Raw genomic sequence first — 15,686 nt, forward strand, 5'->3', positions numbered from 1 at the left:
TTCCTCGGCACGATCGCGTGATCGTGCCGAGGAACCGCCTGCTCGGCGGTCGGTGGGGCCGTTGACCAAAGGGATGCGGGTGGGGCAGGAGGTCGGGGTCGACGTGCTGCTCGCGGGGCGCCCGCGGGTGCCCGACGACGTCTTCAGCTGGCCGCTTCTCACGCTCGACGACGACGCGCTCGAGCACAACATCTCCCTCATGGCGCGGCTGTGCGCCGAGCGGGGGGTCGAGCACGCCCCGCACGTGAAGACCGCCATGTCGCCCGAGCTCTTCGCGCGCCAGCTGCGCGCCGGCGCGTGGGGGGCGACCGTGGCGAACCCCGCCCAGCTGCGGGTCGCTCGCTCCTGGGGGACCGAGCGGATCTTCCTCGCGAACGAGCTGATGGACCCGCGCGAGATCACCTGGCTGCGCGCCGAGCTCGAACGGTCCCTCCAGCCGGGTGGTACATCTCTCGAGATCTGGTTGTACGTCGACTCGGCGGAGGGTGTCGCGCTGCTCGCGCAGGGGTTCGCGGGCGCCGCACCCGCGGTCCTCAACCGCCTCGGCGTCCTCGTCGAGGTGGGGGTCGACGGCGGCCGGACCGGCGTGCGCAGCCCGTCGGCAGCGCTCGCGCTGGCCCGGGCGGTGCGCGCGGCCGGTCTGCCGCTGCTCGGCGTCGCGGGCTACGAGGGGTCGGCAGCCGGTGGGACGACACCCGACGACCTCGACCGTGTCACGGCCTACTGCCGCGGGCTGCGGGACGTCGCCGGCGCGTTCGTCCGCGAAGGGCTCGTCGACCCCGAAAGCCCCGTCGTGCTCACCGCCGGGGGCAGCTCCTTCCTCGACGTCGTGCTCGCCGAGCTGCCCGGTCCGCTGGAGCTGCCCGGTCCGCTGGAGCTGCCCGGTCCGTCGGAGCAGTCCGGGACGTCCCTGCAGCCCGGAAGGTCCCTGCAGCCCGGAAGGACCAGGGACGTGCGCGTCGTCGTGCGCTCAGGCGCCTACGTCACGCACGACCACGGCTTCTGCGCCCGGATGGACCCGTGGACCCGTATCCCCGGCGCGGAACCCATGCAGGCGGCGGCGGTGGTGTGGGGGCAGGTGCTGTCCGTGCCGGAGCCCGGCCTCGTGGTCTGCGGGGTCGGACGGCGCGACGTCTCCTACGACATCGACCTGCCCGTCGCGCTGCACCTGCGCACGCTCGACGAGCACGGCTCCCTTCGCCCTGCCCGGGCGCTCGCCGGAGCACGCGTCACCGCGCTCAACGACCAGCACCTGTACCTCGCCGTCGACCCGGCACCGGACGGCGCACGGGATGCGCACGTGCGGCCCGGTGACGTCGTCGGGTTCGGCATCTCGCACCCCTGCACGCTCTTCTCGACGTGGCGCGTGGCGGCGGTCGTGGGCGCCGACGACGAGGTCGTCGACGTCGTCACCACGGACTTCTGACCCGGACCGCCGGCACCGTCCTCAGACCAGACCAGACCAGGCACCTAGACCCACGACCCGAAGGACGACCATGCACACCACGCCCGACCCGCTGCCCGACTCCCCCAAGACCGCCGTCTCCACGCCGCACGCCCCGGCGCCCGCGCACACGTTCCACCAGGGTGTGCGCAAGGGTCCGTTCGTCCAGGTGTCGGGTCAGGGCCCCGTCGACCCGGAGACGAACGAGTACCTCTACCCCGGCGACGTCGCCGCCCAGACGACGCGCACGCTCGAGAACGTCCGGGCCATCGTCGAGGCCGCGGGCGCGACGTTCGACGACGTCGTCATGCTGCGCGTGTACCTCACCACGCGCGACGACTTCCCGATCATGAACGAAGCCTACGGGGCGTTCGTCGCGCAGCACACCACGGGCGGGGTACTGCCGAGCCGCACGACGGTCTTCACCGGGCTGCCGCGCGCGGAGATGCTCGTCGAGATCGACGCGTTCGCCATCACGTCCTGATCTCACGTCCGCCTCGTCTGCCCAGCCCGGTCGACCAGCCCGGTCGACCTCGGACCACGACCGGCGTGGGCGGCGGGGCGTAGCGTGCCGGGTGTGATCGAGACCGTCGCCGTCGAGGGCTACCGCTCCCTGCGCCGGCTGGTGCTGCCGCTCGGGCGCCTGACGGTCGTGACCGGGGCGAACGGCGTCGGCAAGTCCAGCCTCTACCGGTCGCTACGCCTGCTCGCGGACTGCGCGCTCGGCGGCGCGGTCGGGGCGCTCGCCCACGAGGGTGGTCTGCCCTCCACGCTGTGGGCCGGGCCCGAGAACATCCCGCGGTCCGTGCGCGCCGGTGAGCACCCGGTGCAGGGCACCCGCCGCACCCGGCCGGTCGCGCTCCGGCTGGGGTTCGCGGGCGGTCCGGGCGATCCCGGCTACGGGATCGACCTGGGCCTGCCGACCGACGGCGGTTCGGCGTTCTCGCTCGATCCCGAGATCAAGACCGAGGCGGTGTGGTCCGGGCCGATGCTCCGACCCGCGACCCTCGTCGCCGACCGGCACGGCCCGGCGGTCAGACTGCGGGCCGACGACGGCTCGTGGCGCCCCTGGGGATCGCGGCTGCGGGCCTTCGACTCCATCCTCTCCGAAGTCGTGGACCCGGTCGGCGCCCCCGAGCTCGTCGCCGTCCGGGAGCGCCTGCGGTCGTGGCGCTTCTACGACCAGTTCCGGACGGACCCGCTCGCCCCGGCGCGAGCCGTGCGGACGGGCACCCGCACCCCGGTCCTCGCGCACGACGGCGCCGACCTGCCCGCCGCGCTCGAGACGATCCGTGAGCTGGGCCGGGCGGACGAGCTCGACGCCGCCGTCGAAGGCGCCTTCCCGGGCTGCACCGTCCGGGTCAAGGAGAGCGCGGGCCGGTTCGAGCTCGCGTTCCACCAGCACGGTCTGCTGCGGCCGCTCACCGGTGCCGAGCTCTCCGAGGGGACGTTGCGGTACCTGCTGTGGGTCGCGGCCCTGCTGAGCCCACGACCGCCCGCGCTGCTCGTGCTCAACGAGCCGGAGACGAGCCTCCACCCCGACCTGCTCCCCGCCCTGGGTGCCCTGGTGCACGCCGCCGCCCGGGACACGCAGGTCGTCGTGGTCACGCACGCCCGCCCCCTCGTCGAGGCGATCCGCCGCGCGGCCCACGAGGCCGGGCCCGCCGACGAGGACGCGGTCGACGACGTCCACGAGGTCGAGCTGGTGAAGTCCTTCGGCGAGACGACGGTCGCCGGGCGCGAGGGTCCGCTCGACGAACCCGCCTGGCACTGGCCGGCGCGCTGACGCGTCAGCGCTCCCTCTACCGCGAGGCGGTTCCGAGATACAGGCCCGTGACCATCGCCGCGAGATCGGCGAGACGTGCGGGCGTCCGGTTCAGCAGCTCGTCCAGATCGATCGGGCCGGGGGCGATGCTGAACGCCGCCGCGATCCCTGCCGCGTGCGTCTGCGCCGCGGGCAGCAGGACCCGGCCCGCGAGCACGACGACGGGTGGCCGCCCGGGTGCTGCGGCCGCCAGGGCACCGACGGCGTCCGCGACCTTCCCGTGGACGGACTGGGAGTCGAACGACCCCTCACCGGTCAGGACGAGGTCGGCCGACGCGATGGCCGCCGGCAGCCCGACGGCCTCCGCCACCAGGGTCGCGCCCGGGGTGAGCTCGGCGCCGAGGACCGCGACGAGCCCGGCCGGCACACCACCGGCGGCACCCGCACCGGGCAGGTCCGCCACCGCCACCCCCGTCTGCCGTTCGAGCACCTCGGCCCAGTGCTTCAGCGCCGCGTCGAGGTACTCGACGTCCGCCGGGGTCGCGCCCTTCTGCGGTCCGAAGACGTGCGCGGCCCCCAGGTCGCCGTGCAGCGGGTTGGTCACGTCGACCGCGAGGCGCCACCGCACGCGGGCGGCGCGCGGGTGCAGCCCGGACAGGTCGAGGCGCGCGACCTGCGCGAGGCCCTCACCGCCGTCGGGCACCTGCGCTCCCGACGCGTCGAGGAGCCGGGCGCCGAGACCCGTGAGGATGCCCGCCCCGCCGTCGGTCGACGCCGACCCGCCGAGGCACACGATGATCTCCTCGGCGCCGGCGTCGAGCGCCGCCGCCGCGGCGGCGCCGGTCCCGAGGGTGTGCGCGAGCAAGGGCTGGAGGGGGGCGTCGCTGACACCCGGCAGTCCGCTGGCCTCGGCGAGCTCGACGATCCCGAGGCGACCGTCGGCCGACACCCCGTACCGGGCCGTGCGCGGCCGCCCGACCGCGTCGAGGGCGTCGACGTCGCGGGCGCCGGTGCCCCAGACCGCGAGGAGCGCGTCGAGGGTCCCCTCCCCGCCGTCCGCCATGGGCAGGAGCACGACGTCGGCAGCCGGGGCGACGGCGCGCACCCCGTCGGCGACGACGGCCGCGACCTCGGCGGCGGACAGGCTCCCCTTGAACGAGTCGGGGGCGACCACGACGCGGGGTGAAGCGTCCGGACGGTGACGGGGAGCGGGGCTCGACGGTGAGGACACGCCTCGATCCTATGCAGGCGGGTCGAGCGAGGCGGCGCTCCGCCACGCCGTGATCAGGCGGAGGCCGGTGGCGCGAGGTCGGCGAACCGGGCGAGCTCGCGCGCGGCGCGCCCGGCCCGCTCCGTGAGCCACGGCATGGGGAAGAGCTCGAGGGTCCAGTCCTCCGTGCTGGCGTACACGCCCGTGGGGACCTCGACCGCGCCCATGAAGGCGAAGAGCGGCCGCAGCGCCTGGTCGATCATGAGGGTGTGGCGGGGCGAGCCACCGGTCGCGGCGAGCAGGACCGGCGTCCCGGCGAGCGCCCGCGAGTCGAGGAGGTCGACGAACGACTTGAACACGCCCGCGTAGGAGCCGCGGAAGACAGGGCTGGCGACGACGAGGAGGTCCGCTTGCTCGACCGCCTCGAGCGCCCCGACGAGAGCGGGTGCGCGCGTCCCGATCACCGTGGCGGTCGCGGCGGCCTCCGCGTGCTCGCGCACCTCGACGGTGCGGGTGCGGGCCTCGTGGCCCGCGACCGCGAGCGCCTCGACGGTCGCGTCGAGCAGCAGGTCCGTCAGGGCCCGCGACGTGGAGGGAAAACTCAGCCCGCTGGTGACCGCGACGACGTCGAGCGTCATGCGGACCCGCCGGCGACGGGCGCCGGGATGTCCGCCTGGGCCGCGCGGAGCTTGTCGAGCAGGGTGCGCAGCTCGGCGAGCTCGGCGTCGTCGAGCGCGCCGCCCACGTACGTCTCGATCGTGCGGACGTGCCGGCGACCGATCTCCTTCTGCAGCCTCGCCCCTTCGGGGGTGAGGCGTACGACGGTGCCGCGCGCGTCGTCGGGCGGGGTGCTGCGCTCGACGAGGCCGCGCTGCTCGAGCCGCTCGACCATCCGGCTGAGCGAGGGCTGGGTCAGCAGGATGTGCTGGTTGAGCTCCCGCAGGCGGGCGCCCGTGCCGGGGCACAGCGTGAGCGTGAACAGGACGTCGTACTCCCGCATCGTCAGCTCGTGCCAGATGTCGTCCTCCTGCAGCCGGCGCATGATCGTGACCTGCGCCCGGAAGAGCGACTCCCACGTCTCGGTGGCGGCGCGTGCTCCACGCGCCGGTGCGTCGTCCTGCTGGCTCACGCTGGCTCCGTCCCGACGTCCTGGGCTGTGCGGTCCATGCCTGTGCATCGACCGTCACCAGGTCGAACGGCGCCCGCCGGTGGGCTATTCCGCGGTGGGCGCCCGGCGGTGCGGGCTCATCGGCCCAGGCGGCGCTCCCGGTGGGAGAACGCCCGCAGCGCGCGCAGGTAGTCGACGCGGCGGAAGCTCGGCCAGTACGCCTCGCAGAAGTAGAACTCCGAGTGCGCGCTCTGCCACAGCAGGAAGCCCCCGAGGCGCTGCTCGCCCGACGTCCGGATGACGAGCTCGGGGTCCGGCTGCCCCTTGGTGTAGAGGTGCTCCTCGATGTGCTCGACGTCGAGGTTCTCCGCCATGTCCTGCAGGGACGCCCCCGCGAGGGCCTGCTCCCGCAGGTAGGCGCGCACGGCGTCGGCGATCTCGTGGCGCCCGCCGTACCCGATGGCGACGTTGACCTGCAGCCCTTCGACCTCGTCGGTGCGCTGCTGCGCCTCCCGCAGGGCGGCGGCGAGTCGCTCGGGCAGGAGGTCGAGCCGACCCATGACCCGCAGTCGCCAGCGCCCGGTGTCGGCGAGGTCGCGCACGGCGTCCTCGATGATGTCGAGCAGCGCGGCGAGCTCCTCGCGCGACCGGGCGAGGTTGTCCGTGGAGAGCATCCACAGGGTGACGACCTCGATGCCGAGGTCCTCGGACCAGCCGAGGAACTCGGCGATCTTGTCGGCGCCACGGCGGTGACCGGTCGCGGCCGTCTCACCGAAGGACTTGGCCCACCGCCGGTTGCCGTCGAGGATCACCCCGACGTGCCGCGGCATGGTCGCCCGGGGCAGGGACGACGCCAGCCGGCGCTCGTACAGGCCGTACAACGGATGGGGCAGACGCACGGCGCTTCCTCGGCAGTCTGAGCAGGGTCGGGACCCGCTCACGCTACCGGAGCGACACCCGCCCGCCGGACGGGCGGACGCGACCGACGCGCCCCTCTGCACAATCTTCACACCGGCCGTCAGCACCCTACGGCGACGTAACCTACGATGGCGTAGGTTACCTTCCCCGTCGTCCCCGTCACCCGAGGAGCTCCCCGTGGCACGACCAGCCGACCAGGCCGGCCCAGGCCCCGCCGAGGGCCCCATGGACGACGTCCGCGAGGCCGTGGCCGCCGTCGCCGACGCGGTCAAGCCGCGGCTGCGGGGCTGGATCCACGCCGGGACGTTCCCGTTCGCGCTCGTCGCGAGCATCGTGCTCGTCGCCATCGCCCCGCCGGTCGCCGGGAAGGTCGCGTGCGCGGTCTTCGGGATCAGCGCGTGCCTGCTGTTCGGCACCAGCGCGGTCTACCACCGCGGCACGTGGTCCCCGCGCGTCGCGGGGATCCTGCGACGGGCCGACCACTCGAACATCTTCCTCATCATCGCCGGCACCTACACGCCGCTCGCGGTGCTCCTGCTGCCGAAGTCCACCGCCGTGACCCTGCTGTGGATCGTGTGGGGCGGGGCGGTCCTCGGGCTGCTCGCCCGCATCCTGTGGCTCGGCGCGCCGCGCTGGCTCTACGTGCCCATCTACGTCGCGCTGGGCTGGGTCGCGGTCGCCTACCTGCCGCAGTTCGCCGCGGCGGGCGGCGCCGCGGTCGTGTGGCTCGTCATCGCCGGCGGGCTCGCGTACACGCTCGGTGCGGTCGTCTACGGCATCAAGCGGCCGAACCCGAGCCCTCGCTGGTTCGGCTTCCACGAGATCTTCCACCTGCTGACCGTCGTCGGGTTCACCTGCCACCTCGCCGCCATCACGATCGCGGCTCTGCAGGCCTGACGACGTACCGCCGGTTGGCGAGCGACGGGTTGCGCTCGCGCACCCCCGCCAGGGCCCGCGGATCGATGTCGGCGGTCCGCAGCTCGGGACGCTCCGAGAGCTCGAGCCCGACCTGCCCGTCGGGACCGACGAGCAACGAGCGGCCCGTGACTCCCTTGCCCGCCTGACCGACGGCCACGACGACCGCCGTGTTCTCGATAGCCCGCGCCCGGGCCAGCGTCCGCCAGTGGTCGGCCTTCAGGGGTCCGTCGGCCCACGCCGCCGGGCACACCAGCACGTCGGCACCGGCGTCCACCAGCAGACGTGCCGACTCCGGGAAGCGCAGGTCGTAGCAGGTCAGGACCCCGAACGTCAGCCCGCCCAGGCGCAGCAGCAGGGGCGGGGCGTCGACCGCGCCCGGCTCCAGGCGATCCGACTCGCGCTGGCCGAACGCGTCGTACAGGTGCACCTTGCGGTAGACCCCGACCAACGAGCCCGAGGCATCGAGGGCGACGACCGCGTTGACGGCCCGGTCCGGCCTCGAGCCCGGGAGCGTCGTGCCCGCGACGACCGCGACGCCCGTCTCGGCGGCCGACGCCGCGAGCGAGCGCACGAACGGTCCGTCGAGCGGCTCGGCGTGCTCCGGGCCCACACCCCGTCGGTCGTAGCCCGACGTGTACTCCGGGAGCACGAGCAGGTCCGAGCCCACCCGCGACGCCTCGGCGAACGCCGACCCGACCGCGAGCAGGTTGGCCGCGTGGTCGTTCGCGATCTCCAGCTGCCCGATCGTCACACGCACGGACGCCGCGCCCTGCTCGTCGGTCTCGTCGTCAGCCTGCGCGTCGGGCAGGGCGTCCGTCCGCCGGTCCCGTGCCACGGCCTCAGGCGTCCCGGGAGGGCGCGGACCCACCGTGGGGCTCGTCGCCCGAGGCCTTGGCCGACGTGTCGCCCGAGGTGTCCACGATGGTTTCGCCCTGGTCCGGCTCGGCGCCCCGCTGCTGGGCGTTGTGGTTCATCCGGCGCAGCTGGCGCGAGAGGCCCAGGAACAGGCCCACGCACGCGACGGCGAGGAGGAAGATCGCGAGGAAGCCGGGCAGGCCCGGCGAGACGTCGGTCGGCTCGAGGTCGGGCCGCAGCGGATCGGTCGGTGCGGGGAACGGGTCGGACGTCTCGGCCAGCACGCCGGCCGCCCATCCCGGCCCACCGGGCAGGGCTGCGCCGGGGACCCCGAGGTCCGTCGCAGCGGGGAGGGCGAGGGCTGGCAGCTGGCTCATACGAGACCTTCCTGGGTACGGATCCCGGCGAACAGGTCGTCCTCGGGCTGGTCGGACGGGACACGGGACTCCGCCAGCTCGTACTCCTCGAACGGCCAGACGTCCACCTCCAGGTCGCGCGGGATCGCGAAGAAGAAGCCGTCGGGGTCGATCTGCGAGGCGTGCGCGACGAGCGCGGCGTCCCGCTGCGGGAAGTACTGGTCGACCCGGACCCGTGTGGTCACGGGACGCTCCGGGATCTCCCGGGCGGACCGCGACTCGACCCAGTCGCCGAACGGCGACTCCAGGCCGGCGCCCTGCATCGCCTCGTGCAGCGTACGGATCCGGTTCATGGAGAAGTCATGGTTGTAGTAGAGCTTGAGCGGACTCCACGGCTCCGCGCCGCCCTCGACGCGGTAGCGCTCGGCGTCACCCGCGGCGTGGAAGGCCTCGAATGCGACACGGTGGCACATGATGTGGTCGGGGTGCGGATACCCGCCCGACGGGTCGTACGTCGTCACCACGTGCGGGCGGAAGGCCCGCACGAGCTCGACGAGCGGCGCCGCCGCCTCCTCGAGCGGCACCAGGGCGAAGCAGCCCTCCGGCAGCGGGGGCAGCGGGTCGCCCTCGGGGAGACCCGAGTCGACGAAGCCGAGCCACTGCTGACGGATCCCCAGCGCCGACGCTGCCGCGGCCATCTCCCGACGGCGCAGCCCGGCCATCTCCTCCGGAGTCTGGGGCCCGGGACCGAAGCTCGGGTTGAGGATGTCGCCTCGTTCTCCGCCCGTGCACGTCACGACGAGCACGTCCACGCCCTCGGCCGCGTAGCGTGCCGTGGTCGCCGCCCCCTTGCTGGACTCGTCATCAGGGTGGGCGTGCACGGCGAGCAGCCGCAGCGGCTCACCGCCGAGCGCCGCTGGTCGGGCCGTCGGATCGGCCACAGGGTCCTCCCGGGTACCTCGAGGCAGCTCCTCACGCACCCGGGCGCCGCTGCCGGCGACTGTGATTCGCGAGGAAGGTCAGGGACAATGATGACGCACCCGAGCGGGCTGCACCGAACCACGGGGACCTCACACGACATGACGAACGACACGCATCGCACCCCACCGACCGGCCCGACGCCCCCTGAGAGCGCGGTGCACACCGACCTGCCCGAGGAGGACGGCCCCGCACCGACCGCCTACCGCCCGCCGGCCGACCGGTACGGCGGCGCGCCCGGGCGAGGTGGCCGGCGTGCGCTCCTCATCGCCGGGACGGCGTTCGTCGCCCTCGGCGTCGGGTTCGCGGCCTGGTTCGCGACGAACCTCGCGAGCGACCCGGTCCGTGCGGCAGACGTCATCGGGTTCGACGTCGTCGACTCCGAGACCATCACCGTGACGTTCTCGGTGACGATGACGCCCGGCACCACGGCGACGTGCACGCTCGACGCGCTCGCACCGTCGTACGCGCAGGTCGGTACGCGGGAGGTCGTCATCGGCCCCGTGGAGGAGAGCCTGACGACCTACACGGTGTCGATCGCGACCTCCGAGCTCGCCACGACCGGCGTGCTCGAGGGCTGCACCGCGACGTCGACCTCGACCGGCTCCCCTGCCGGCGCTTCTACCGAAATGGACTGATCTTCGGTCCGCTTTGGTATCCTGAGGGATTCACGCGCTGCCCTCGCTCAGCTCTTCCCCGGGTCGCCGGACGGTTCCCCGTCCGGTCTGCGGCAGCCTGAAGACCACCCAGCATGCGCTGCCACCCGGCCAGCGTCACCACCGGGCAGGCGTGCGACGTGCGCCCGGCTGCCCATCACCGGACGCGTCCGCGCGTCCGACGAGCAAGGAAGGAAGGAGCGAACCGTGACCGAGACAGACTCCACCGTCACCTGGTTGACCCAGGAGGCACACGACAGGCTGCAGGCCGAGCTCGCCCACCTGTCCGGCGAGGGCCGCACCGAGATCGCCGAGCGGATCGCCGCCGCACGCGACGAGGGGGACCTCAAGGAGAACGGCGGCTACCACGCCGCCCGCGAGGAGCAGGCCAAGAACGAGGCCCGGATCCGCGAGCTCACCGAGAAGCTGCGCAACGTGCAGATCGGCACCCCGCCCGACGACGGCAAGGTCGAGCCGGGCATGCTCGTCACCGCCCTCGTCGCCGGCGACGAGATGCAGTTCCTGCTCGGGTCGCGCGAGATCGCCGGGACCACCGACATCGACGTCTTCTCGCCGACGTCGCCTCTCGGCGCCGCGATCAACGGCAAGACCATCGGTGACAAGGTCACCTACGCGGCGCCCAACGGCAACGACATCCCGGTCGAGATCACGGCCGCGACCCCGTTCAGCGGCTGAGCCTGACCACCGGCTGAGCCCCCTCGGGCAGCAAGACTCTCCGGCCCCCGACCCCTCGCCCCCAGCGACGCGAGGAGTCGGGGGCCGGACCGCTGCTCCGGGTGGGCGGTCAGCCGGAGATGACCTGGTAGCCCGCGCCGCGCAGCTCGGTGACGAGCTGGGTGCAGTGCTCGGGACCCTTGGTCTCGAGCTGCATGCGTACCCAGGCCTCCCCGATGGACAGGTGCACGTCCGTGCGGTCGTGGTCGATGTGCATGATGCTGCCGCCCACGCCTGCGACGACGTCGAGCACCTGGGCGAGCGCACCCGGGCGGTCATCGAGCAGGACCTGCAGCTGCACGTACCGCCCGGCGGCGGACAGGCCGTGCCGCAGGACGCGCAGGAGCACGAGCGGGTCGATGTTGCCGCCCGAGAGCACCGTGACGACCGGTCCCTCGAGTCCGGCGGGGTCGGCGAGCAGTGCCGCCACGCCCACGCCGCCGGCCGGCTCGACGATGAGCTTCGCCCGCTCGGCGATCATGAGCAGCGCACGCGAGATCTCGTCCTCGCTCACGGTCCGGACCTCGACGCCCAGCTCCGCGAGGATCGAGAACGGGACATCGCCCGGGGTCCCGACGGCGATTCCGTCGGCCATGGTCGACCGTGTGCGCACCGTCGTCGGACGGCCGGCCGCGAGCGACCCGGGGTAGGCCGCCGCACGAGCGGCCTGCACCCCCACGACGCGCACGTGCGGCGCGATCGCGGCCATCGCGACCGCGACGCCGGCGACCAGCCCACCACCGCCGAGTGGCAGCACCACGGTGCGGACGTCCGGCACCTGCTCGAGGATCTCGAGCGCGATCGTCGCCTGGCCGGCGACGACATCCGGGTGGTCGAACGGGTGGATGAGGACGGCGCCGCTGCGCTCCGCCTCGGTCTTGGCCGCAGCCAACGTCTCGTCCACCGTGTCGCCGACGAGCCGCACCTCAGCGCCGTACTCGCGTGTGGCGGCGACCTTCGGCAGCGCGGCGTCGACGGGCATGTAGACGACCGCGCGGATGCCGAGGAGACCGGCGGCGAACGCGACCCCCTGGGCGTGGTTACCGGCGCTCGCCGCGACGACCCCCCGTGCCTTGTCCGCGGCCGACAGGCGCGCCATGCGCACGTAGGCACCACGCACCTTGAACGACCCTGCCCGCTGCAGGTTCTCGCACTTGAGCAGCACCTGGACACCTGCGAGCTGGCTCAGCGCGCGGCTCGACTGCACCGGGGTCGTGTACGCGACACCCTCGAGCAGGCGCGCGGCGTCCTGGACGTCGCCGAGCGTGACCGCGCCCAGCGTGCGGTCCGTCGTGCTGGTCCCCGTCAGGTCCTCCGGCGGCCTCACGCGCCGCCGTCCCGTGTCGTGCCGCCGACGAGGCTGCGCTCCGACCGGGCGACGAGCACCGGGACCGTCGGTCTGCCGCGGATCGTCAACGAGTCGGCGTCGCCCAGCTCGGGGAACTTGTCGTGCCCGTGGAAGTAGAGAACCATCGTGTTGATCGTCGCTGCGAGCGGCACGGCGAACAACGCGCCGACGATACCCGCCGCGAACCCGCCCGCCGTCACCACCAGCAGGACCGCCACCGGGTGCAGCGACAGCGCGTGCCCCATGAGGAACGGCTGCAGGACGTTGCCCTCGACCTGCTGGACCAGGAGCACGACGCCGAGCATGATGAGGGCCGTCACCCAGCCCTGCGCGACGAACGCGACGAGCACCGCGACGGCTCCGGTGAGCACCGCACCCACGATCGGGATGAACGCCCCGACGAACACGAGGATGCCGATGGGCAGCGCGAGCGGGACCCCGAGGATCGCGGCACCCACGCCGATGCCCACGCCGTCGACGAACGCGACGAGGATCTGCGTGCGGACGTAGGACGACAGGGTCACGATGCCGCGCCGACCGGCCTGGTGGATCCGGTGGCGGGACGTGCTGGGGAACAGGCCGACGACCCAGCCCCAGATCGACCGACCGTCGAGCAGGAAGAAGAACGTGCAGAACAGCGCGATGAGTCCGCCTGCGACGACGTGCCCGACAGTCGTCGCCGCGCCGAGCGCCCCTGACAGGATGCTGGACTGGTTGGCGGTGATGGAGTCGAGGATGTCGTCGAGATAACCCTCGATCTGCTCGTTGCCAAGACTGAGCGGGCCGTCGGAGAGCCACACGACGAACGTCTCGAACCCCTGGACCGCCTGGTCCCGGAGCTCCTCGACGCCGCTGACGATCGACCCGCCCGCGACCGTGAGCAGGCCCGCGACGACGGCCAGCAGACCGATCAGGGAGGTTCCCGCCGCGAGCGCCCGCGGGAAGCGCAGGTACTTCTCGAGGAAGCCCCGCACGGGCACGAGCAGCACGGTGAGCAGCAGCGCGACGGCGATCGGGACGACGATGATCTTCGACATCGCCAGCACGTACAGCCCTCCGGCGCCCACGGCGGCGAACAGCAGCACCCGCCACGACCAGGCCGCAGCGGTGCGCACGGCTGGCGGGACCGTCGCGTCACCGTGGGGCGTGGGTGGCACGAGCGGCTCGGGCGGGCTCACGACGTCGTCGGGTCCCGGACGACGGCCGGCCGGGCCACCGTTGCGCCTGCGGAAGATCACGCGAGCGCAGCCTCGAGGTCGGCGAGCAGGTCGGCGACGTCCTCGATGCCGACGGAGAGCCGGACGAGGTCGTCAGGCACCTCGAGCGCGGTCCCGGCGACCGAACCGTGCGTCATCCTGCCCGGGTGCTCGATGAGCGACTCGACCCCGCCGAGCGACTCCGCGAGGGTGAACACGCGCGTCCGGGCGCAGATCTCGAGCGCCTTGGCCTCGCTCCCGGCACGGAACGAGACCATGCCGCCGAACCCGGTCATCTGCTGGGCGGCGAGCTCGTGCCCGGGGTGCGACTTCAGGCCGGGGTAGATGACCTCCCGCACGCCCGGGTGCTCGTCGAGGAATTGCGCGACGGCGGCCGCGTTGGCGTTGTGCCGGTCCATCCGCACGGCGAGGGTCTTGAGCCCGCGCAGGGTGAGCCAGGCGTCGAAGGGCCCCGCGACGGCGCCGGAGGAGTTCTGGTGGAACGCGGCGGCGTCGGCCAGGTCCCGCGTCCCGGTCGGCGAGGAGAGGTCGCCGGGCAGCTGCGCGCCGTCGGCCACCACGAGGGCGCCGCCGACGACGTCGCTGTGCCCGCCGATGTACTTGGTGGTGGAGTGCACGACGACGTCGGCCCCGAGCGCGATCGGCTGCTGCAGGTACGGGGTGGCGAACGTGTTGTCGACGACGAGCACCGCCCCGGCGTCGTGGGCGAGGCCGGCCAGCGCACGGATGTCGCTCACGCCGAGCAGCGGGTTCGTGGGCGTCTCGACCCACAGGACCCTCGTCCGTCCGGGCTCCAGCGCGGCACCGACGGCAGCGAGGTCGGTGAGGTCGACGGCCGTGTGGTCGATCCCCCAGGGGCCGAACACCCGGGCGACGAGGCGGTACGTGCCGCCGTACGCGTCGTCGGGCACCACGAGGTGGTCACCCGGGCGCAGGACCGCGCGCAGGAGCGTGTCCTCCGCGGCGAGGCCGGAGGCGAAGGCGAAGCCCCGGGCCGTCGAGCCCGCGGGCGCCTCCGCGGCGGCGAGGGCCTCCTCGAGCGCGGTGCGCGTCGGGTTCGCCGAGCGCGAGTACTCGTACCCGCCGCGCAGGCCGCCCACGCCGTCCTGCTTGTACGTCGAGACCTGGTAGATCGGGGGCACGACGGCGCCCGTCGTGGCCTCGGGGTCCTGGCCCGCGTGGATGGCTCGGGTCGCGAAGCCCGTGCTGGACCAGTCGGGGTGCGCGGGGTCGGACGGCTGCTCGGGACGGTGCGGCTGCTCGGTGCTCACCCTGCAAGGCTACGGCGAACGTCCCTCGGTCCGCGCCCCCTGGTCGACATGTCCGGTGTGACGTCGACCGGGGACCGGCCGGGGACCGCCTCGGGGAACAGGAGGACGCCCGCGCGCGTTCTGGATGACGGTGCACCAGGTGGTGCGCCGGTCCAAGGAGGTAAGCGATGAACTCGATCTTCGACGCACTGTTCGGCGGTTCCGCCAAGACCACCCTGATCGCGCCGGAGGACGCCCTGCCCGGCCGCGAGGCGCCCGTGCTGCGCACCCCGGCACCGCACACCGTGCTGGGCACGTCGATCATGGGCCCGTGGCCGCAGGGCACCCGCGTGCTCTACGTCGCGATGGGGTGCTTCTGGGGCGCCGAGGAGATCTTCTGGCAGGTCCCGGGCGTGGTGAGCACCGCCGTCGGGTACATGGGCGGCACGACGTCGAACCCCACGTACGAGGAGGTGTGCAGTGCCCGGACCGGCCACACCGAGGCGACGCTCGTCGCCTACGACCCGCAGGTCGTCACCGAGGAGGAGCTGCTCCGCATCTTCTGGGAGCGCCACGACCCGACCCAGGGCTACCGCCAGGGCAACGACGTCGGGACCCAGTACCGTTCCGCGGTGTACTGGACCACACCCGAGCAGGAGAAGGCCGTGAAGGAGACCGCCGCGCGCTACGGGGAGGTCCTGGCGACGAAGGGCTACGACCCCATCACCACCGAGATGCAGCCCGCGATCGAGGCGGGGACGTTCTACTACGCCGAGGACTACCACCAGCAGTACCTCGACAAGAACCCGAACGGGTACCGCTGCCACGCGACGACGGGCGTCCCCTTCCCCGCCGCCGTGTAGTCCTCCGCTCGTGCGTCCGCTGACCACACTGACGGCACTCGCTGCGCTGACGGCCCTGCGTCGCC

17 protein-coding genes are annotated in these 15,686 nt (G+C 73.4%); 7 read left to right on the top strand and 10 right to left on the bottom strand.

The annotated features are described in order from the left end of the window. Positions 1 to 79: 79 nt before the first annotated feature. The 3 genes from OHL10_RS17315 to OHL10_RS17325 all read left to right on the top strand — a co-directional run bounded on the left by OHL10_RS17315 (position 80) and on the right by OHL10_RS17325 (position 3,230). The gene (locus OHL10_RS17315; protein WP_265523497.1) at positions 80 to 1,426 is read left to right on the top strand and encodes an alanine racemase; all 1,347 of its coding nucleotides are present in this window, start codon (positions 80 to 82) and stop codon (positions 1,424 to 1,426) included. Positions 1,427 to 1,496: 70 nt separating this feature from the next. Continuing rightward, a complete protein-coding gene (locus OHL10_RS17320) occupies positions 1,497 to 1,928 on the top strand; it encodes a RidA family protein (RefSeq protein WP_265523498.1) in 432 nt (143 codons plus the stop codon). A 93-nt stretch (positions 1,929 to 2,021) separates the two neighbouring features. After that, a complete protein-coding gene (locus OHL10_RS17325; RefSeq protein ID WP_265523499.1) occupies positions 2,022 to 3,230 on the top strand; it encodes an AAA family ATPase in 1,209 nt (402 codons plus the stop codon). Positions 3,231 to 3,246: 16 nt separating this feature from the next. On the opposite strand, the gene OHL10_RS17330 is transcribed toward OHL10_RS17325, so the two are convergent. The 4 genes from OHL10_RS17330 to OHL10_RS17345 form a co-directional block, all read right to left on the bottom strand. Then, a complete protein-coding gene (locus OHL10_RS17330) occupies positions 3,247 to 4,440 on the bottom strand; it encodes a glycerate kinase (protein WP_265523500.1) in 1,194 nt (397 codons plus the stop codon). A 53-nt stretch (positions 4,441 to 4,493) separates the two neighbouring features. After that, complete coding sequence (locus OHL10_RS17335; RefSeq protein ID WP_265523501.1) at positions 4,494 to 5,057, bottom strand: CE1759 family FMN reductase; 564 nt, start codon at positions 5,055 to 5,057, stop codon at positions 4,494 to 4,496. Further along, positions 5,054 to 5,548, bottom strand: a complete 495-nt coding sequence (locus OHL10_RS17340; protein ID WP_265523502.1) for a MarR family winged helix-turn-helix transcriptional regulator — start codon at positions 5,546 to 5,548, stop codon at positions 5,054 to 5,056. The genes OHL10_RS17335 and OHL10_RS17340 overlap by 4 nt, the downstream gene beginning before the upstream one ends. A gap of 116 nt (positions 5,549 to 5,664) precedes the next feature. Further along, positions 5,665 to 6,426, bottom strand: coding sequence for an isoprenyl transferase (locus OHL10_RS17345; RefSeq protein WP_265523503.1), 762 nt, complete (start codon positions 6,424 to 6,426; stop codon positions 5,665 to 5,667). 244 nt (positions 6,427 to 6,670) lie between these two features. Between OHL10_RS17345 and trhA the strand changes: the two genes are divergently transcribed. Then, a complete protein-coding gene (gene trhA, locus OHL10_RS17350; protein ID WP_265523565.1) occupies positions 6,671 to 7,342 on the top strand; it encodes a PAQR family membrane homeostasis protein TrhA in 672 nt (223 codons plus the stop codon). Here trhA and OHL10_RS17355 read toward each other — a convergent pair. The 3 genes from OHL10_RS17355 to mca are packed head-to-tail and all read right to left on the bottom strand — an operon-like array spanning position 7,317 to position 9,515. Continuing rightward, a complete protein-coding gene (locus OHL10_RS17355; protein ID WP_322645585.1) occupies positions 7,317 to 8,198 on the bottom strand; it encodes a carbon-nitrogen hydrolase family protein in 882 nt (293 codons plus the stop codon). The two genes, trhA and OHL10_RS17355, sit on opposite strands and share 26 nt — an antisense overlap. 4 nt (positions 8,199 to 8,202) lie before the next feature. Next, on the bottom strand, positions 8,203 to 8,595 hold the full coding sequence (locus OHL10_RS17360) for a hypothetical protein (protein WP_265523504.1): 393 nt from the start codon (positions 8,593 to 8,595) through the stop codon (positions 8,203 to 8,205). Then, a complete protein-coding gene (gene mca, locus OHL10_RS17365) occupies positions 8,592 to 9,515 on the bottom strand; it encodes a mycothiol conjugate amidase Mca (RefSeq protein ID WP_265523505.1) in 924 nt (307 codons plus the stop codon). Before mca ends, OHL10_RS17360 begins: the two co-directional genes overlap by 4 nt. 138 nt (positions 9,516 to 9,653) lie before the next feature. Here mca and OHL10_RS17370 point away from each other — a divergent pair, with 138 nt between their 5' ends. Together OHL10_RS17370 and greA are read left to right on the top strand one after the other, a co-directional pair. Further along, on the top strand, positions 9,654 to 10,190 hold the full coding sequence (locus OHL10_RS17370; protein WP_265523506.1) for a DUF4307 domain-containing protein: 537 nt from the start codon (positions 9,654 to 9,656) through the stop codon (positions 10,188 to 10,190). A gap of 225 nt (positions 10,191 to 10,415) precedes the next feature. Further along, positions 10,416 to 10,904, top strand: a complete 489-nt coding sequence (gene greA, locus OHL10_RS17375; protein ID WP_265523507.1) for a transcription elongation factor GreA — start codon at positions 10,416 to 10,418, stop codon at positions 10,902 to 10,904. Between the two features lie 109 nt (positions 10,905 to 11,013). Here greA and ilvA read toward each other — a convergent pair whose 3' ends face one another. The 3 genes from ilvA to OHL10_RS17390 are packed head-to-tail and all read right to left on the bottom strand — an operon-like array spanning position 11,014 to position 14,779. Further along, a complete protein-coding gene (gene ilvA / locus OHL10_RS17380) occupies positions 11,014 to 12,270 on the bottom strand; it encodes a threonine ammonia-lyase (protein ID WP_265523508.1) in 1,257 nt (418 codons plus the stop codon). Further along, positions 12,267 to 13,529 (bottom strand): AI-2E family transporter, encoded by a 1,263-nt coding sequence (locus tag OHL10_RS17385; protein WP_322645586.1) that lies wholly within the window; start codon positions 13,527 to 13,529, stop codon positions 12,267 to 12,269. The genes ilvA and OHL10_RS17385 overlap by 4 nt, the downstream gene beginning before the upstream one ends. Next, complete coding sequence (locus OHL10_RS17390; RefSeq protein ID WP_265523509.1) at positions 13,526 to 14,779, bottom strand: cystathionine gamma-synthase; 1,254 nt, start codon at positions 14,777 to 14,779, stop codon at positions 13,526 to 13,528. Before OHL10_RS17390 ends, OHL10_RS17385 begins: the two co-directional genes overlap by 4 nt. 167 nt (positions 14,780 to 14,946) lie before the next feature. Here OHL10_RS17390 and msrA point away from each other — a divergent pair, with 167 nt between their 5' ends. Beyond that, positions 14,947 to 15,621 (top strand): peptide-methionine (S)-S-oxide reductase MsrA, encoded by a 675-nt coding sequence (gene msrA / locus OHL10_RS17395; protein WP_265523510.1) that lies wholly within the window; start codon positions 14,947 to 14,949, stop codon positions 15,619 to 15,621. The last annotated feature ends 65 nt before the right edge of the window (positions 15,622 to 15,686 follow it).

The organism is Oerskovia flava (assembly GCF_026163685.1).
GTDB classification, from domain to species: Bacteria; Actinomycetota; Actinomycetes; order Actinomycetales; family Cellulomonadaceae; genus Oerskovia_A; species Oerskovia_A flava.

Bases quoted from the DNA above. Each gene is read 5' to 3' on its own strand.
- OHL10_RS17320 (WP_265523498.1), top strand. From the start codon at position 1,497: ATGCACACCACGCCCGACCCGCTGCCCGACTCCCCCAAGACCGCCGTC.
- OHL10_RS17335 (WP_265523501.1), bottom strand. From the start codon at position 5,057: ATGACGCTCGACGTCGTCGCGGTCACCAGCGGGCTGAGTTTTCCCTCC.
- trhA (WP_265523565.1), top strand. From the start codon at position 6,671: ATGGACGACGTCCGCGAGGCCGTGGCCGCCGTCGCCGACGCGGTCAAG.
- OHL10_RS17360 (WP_265523504.1), bottom strand. From the start codon at position 8,595: ATGAGCCAGCTGCCAGCCCTCGCCCTCCCCGCTGCGACGGACCTCGGG.
- OHL10_RS17370 (WP_265523506.1), top strand. From the start codon at position 9,654: ATGACGAACGACACGCATCGCACCCCACCGACCGGCCCGACGCCCCCT.
- msrA (WP_265523510.1), top strand. From the start codon at position 14,947: ATGAACTCGATCTTCGACGCACTGTTCGGCGGTTCCGCCAAGACCACC.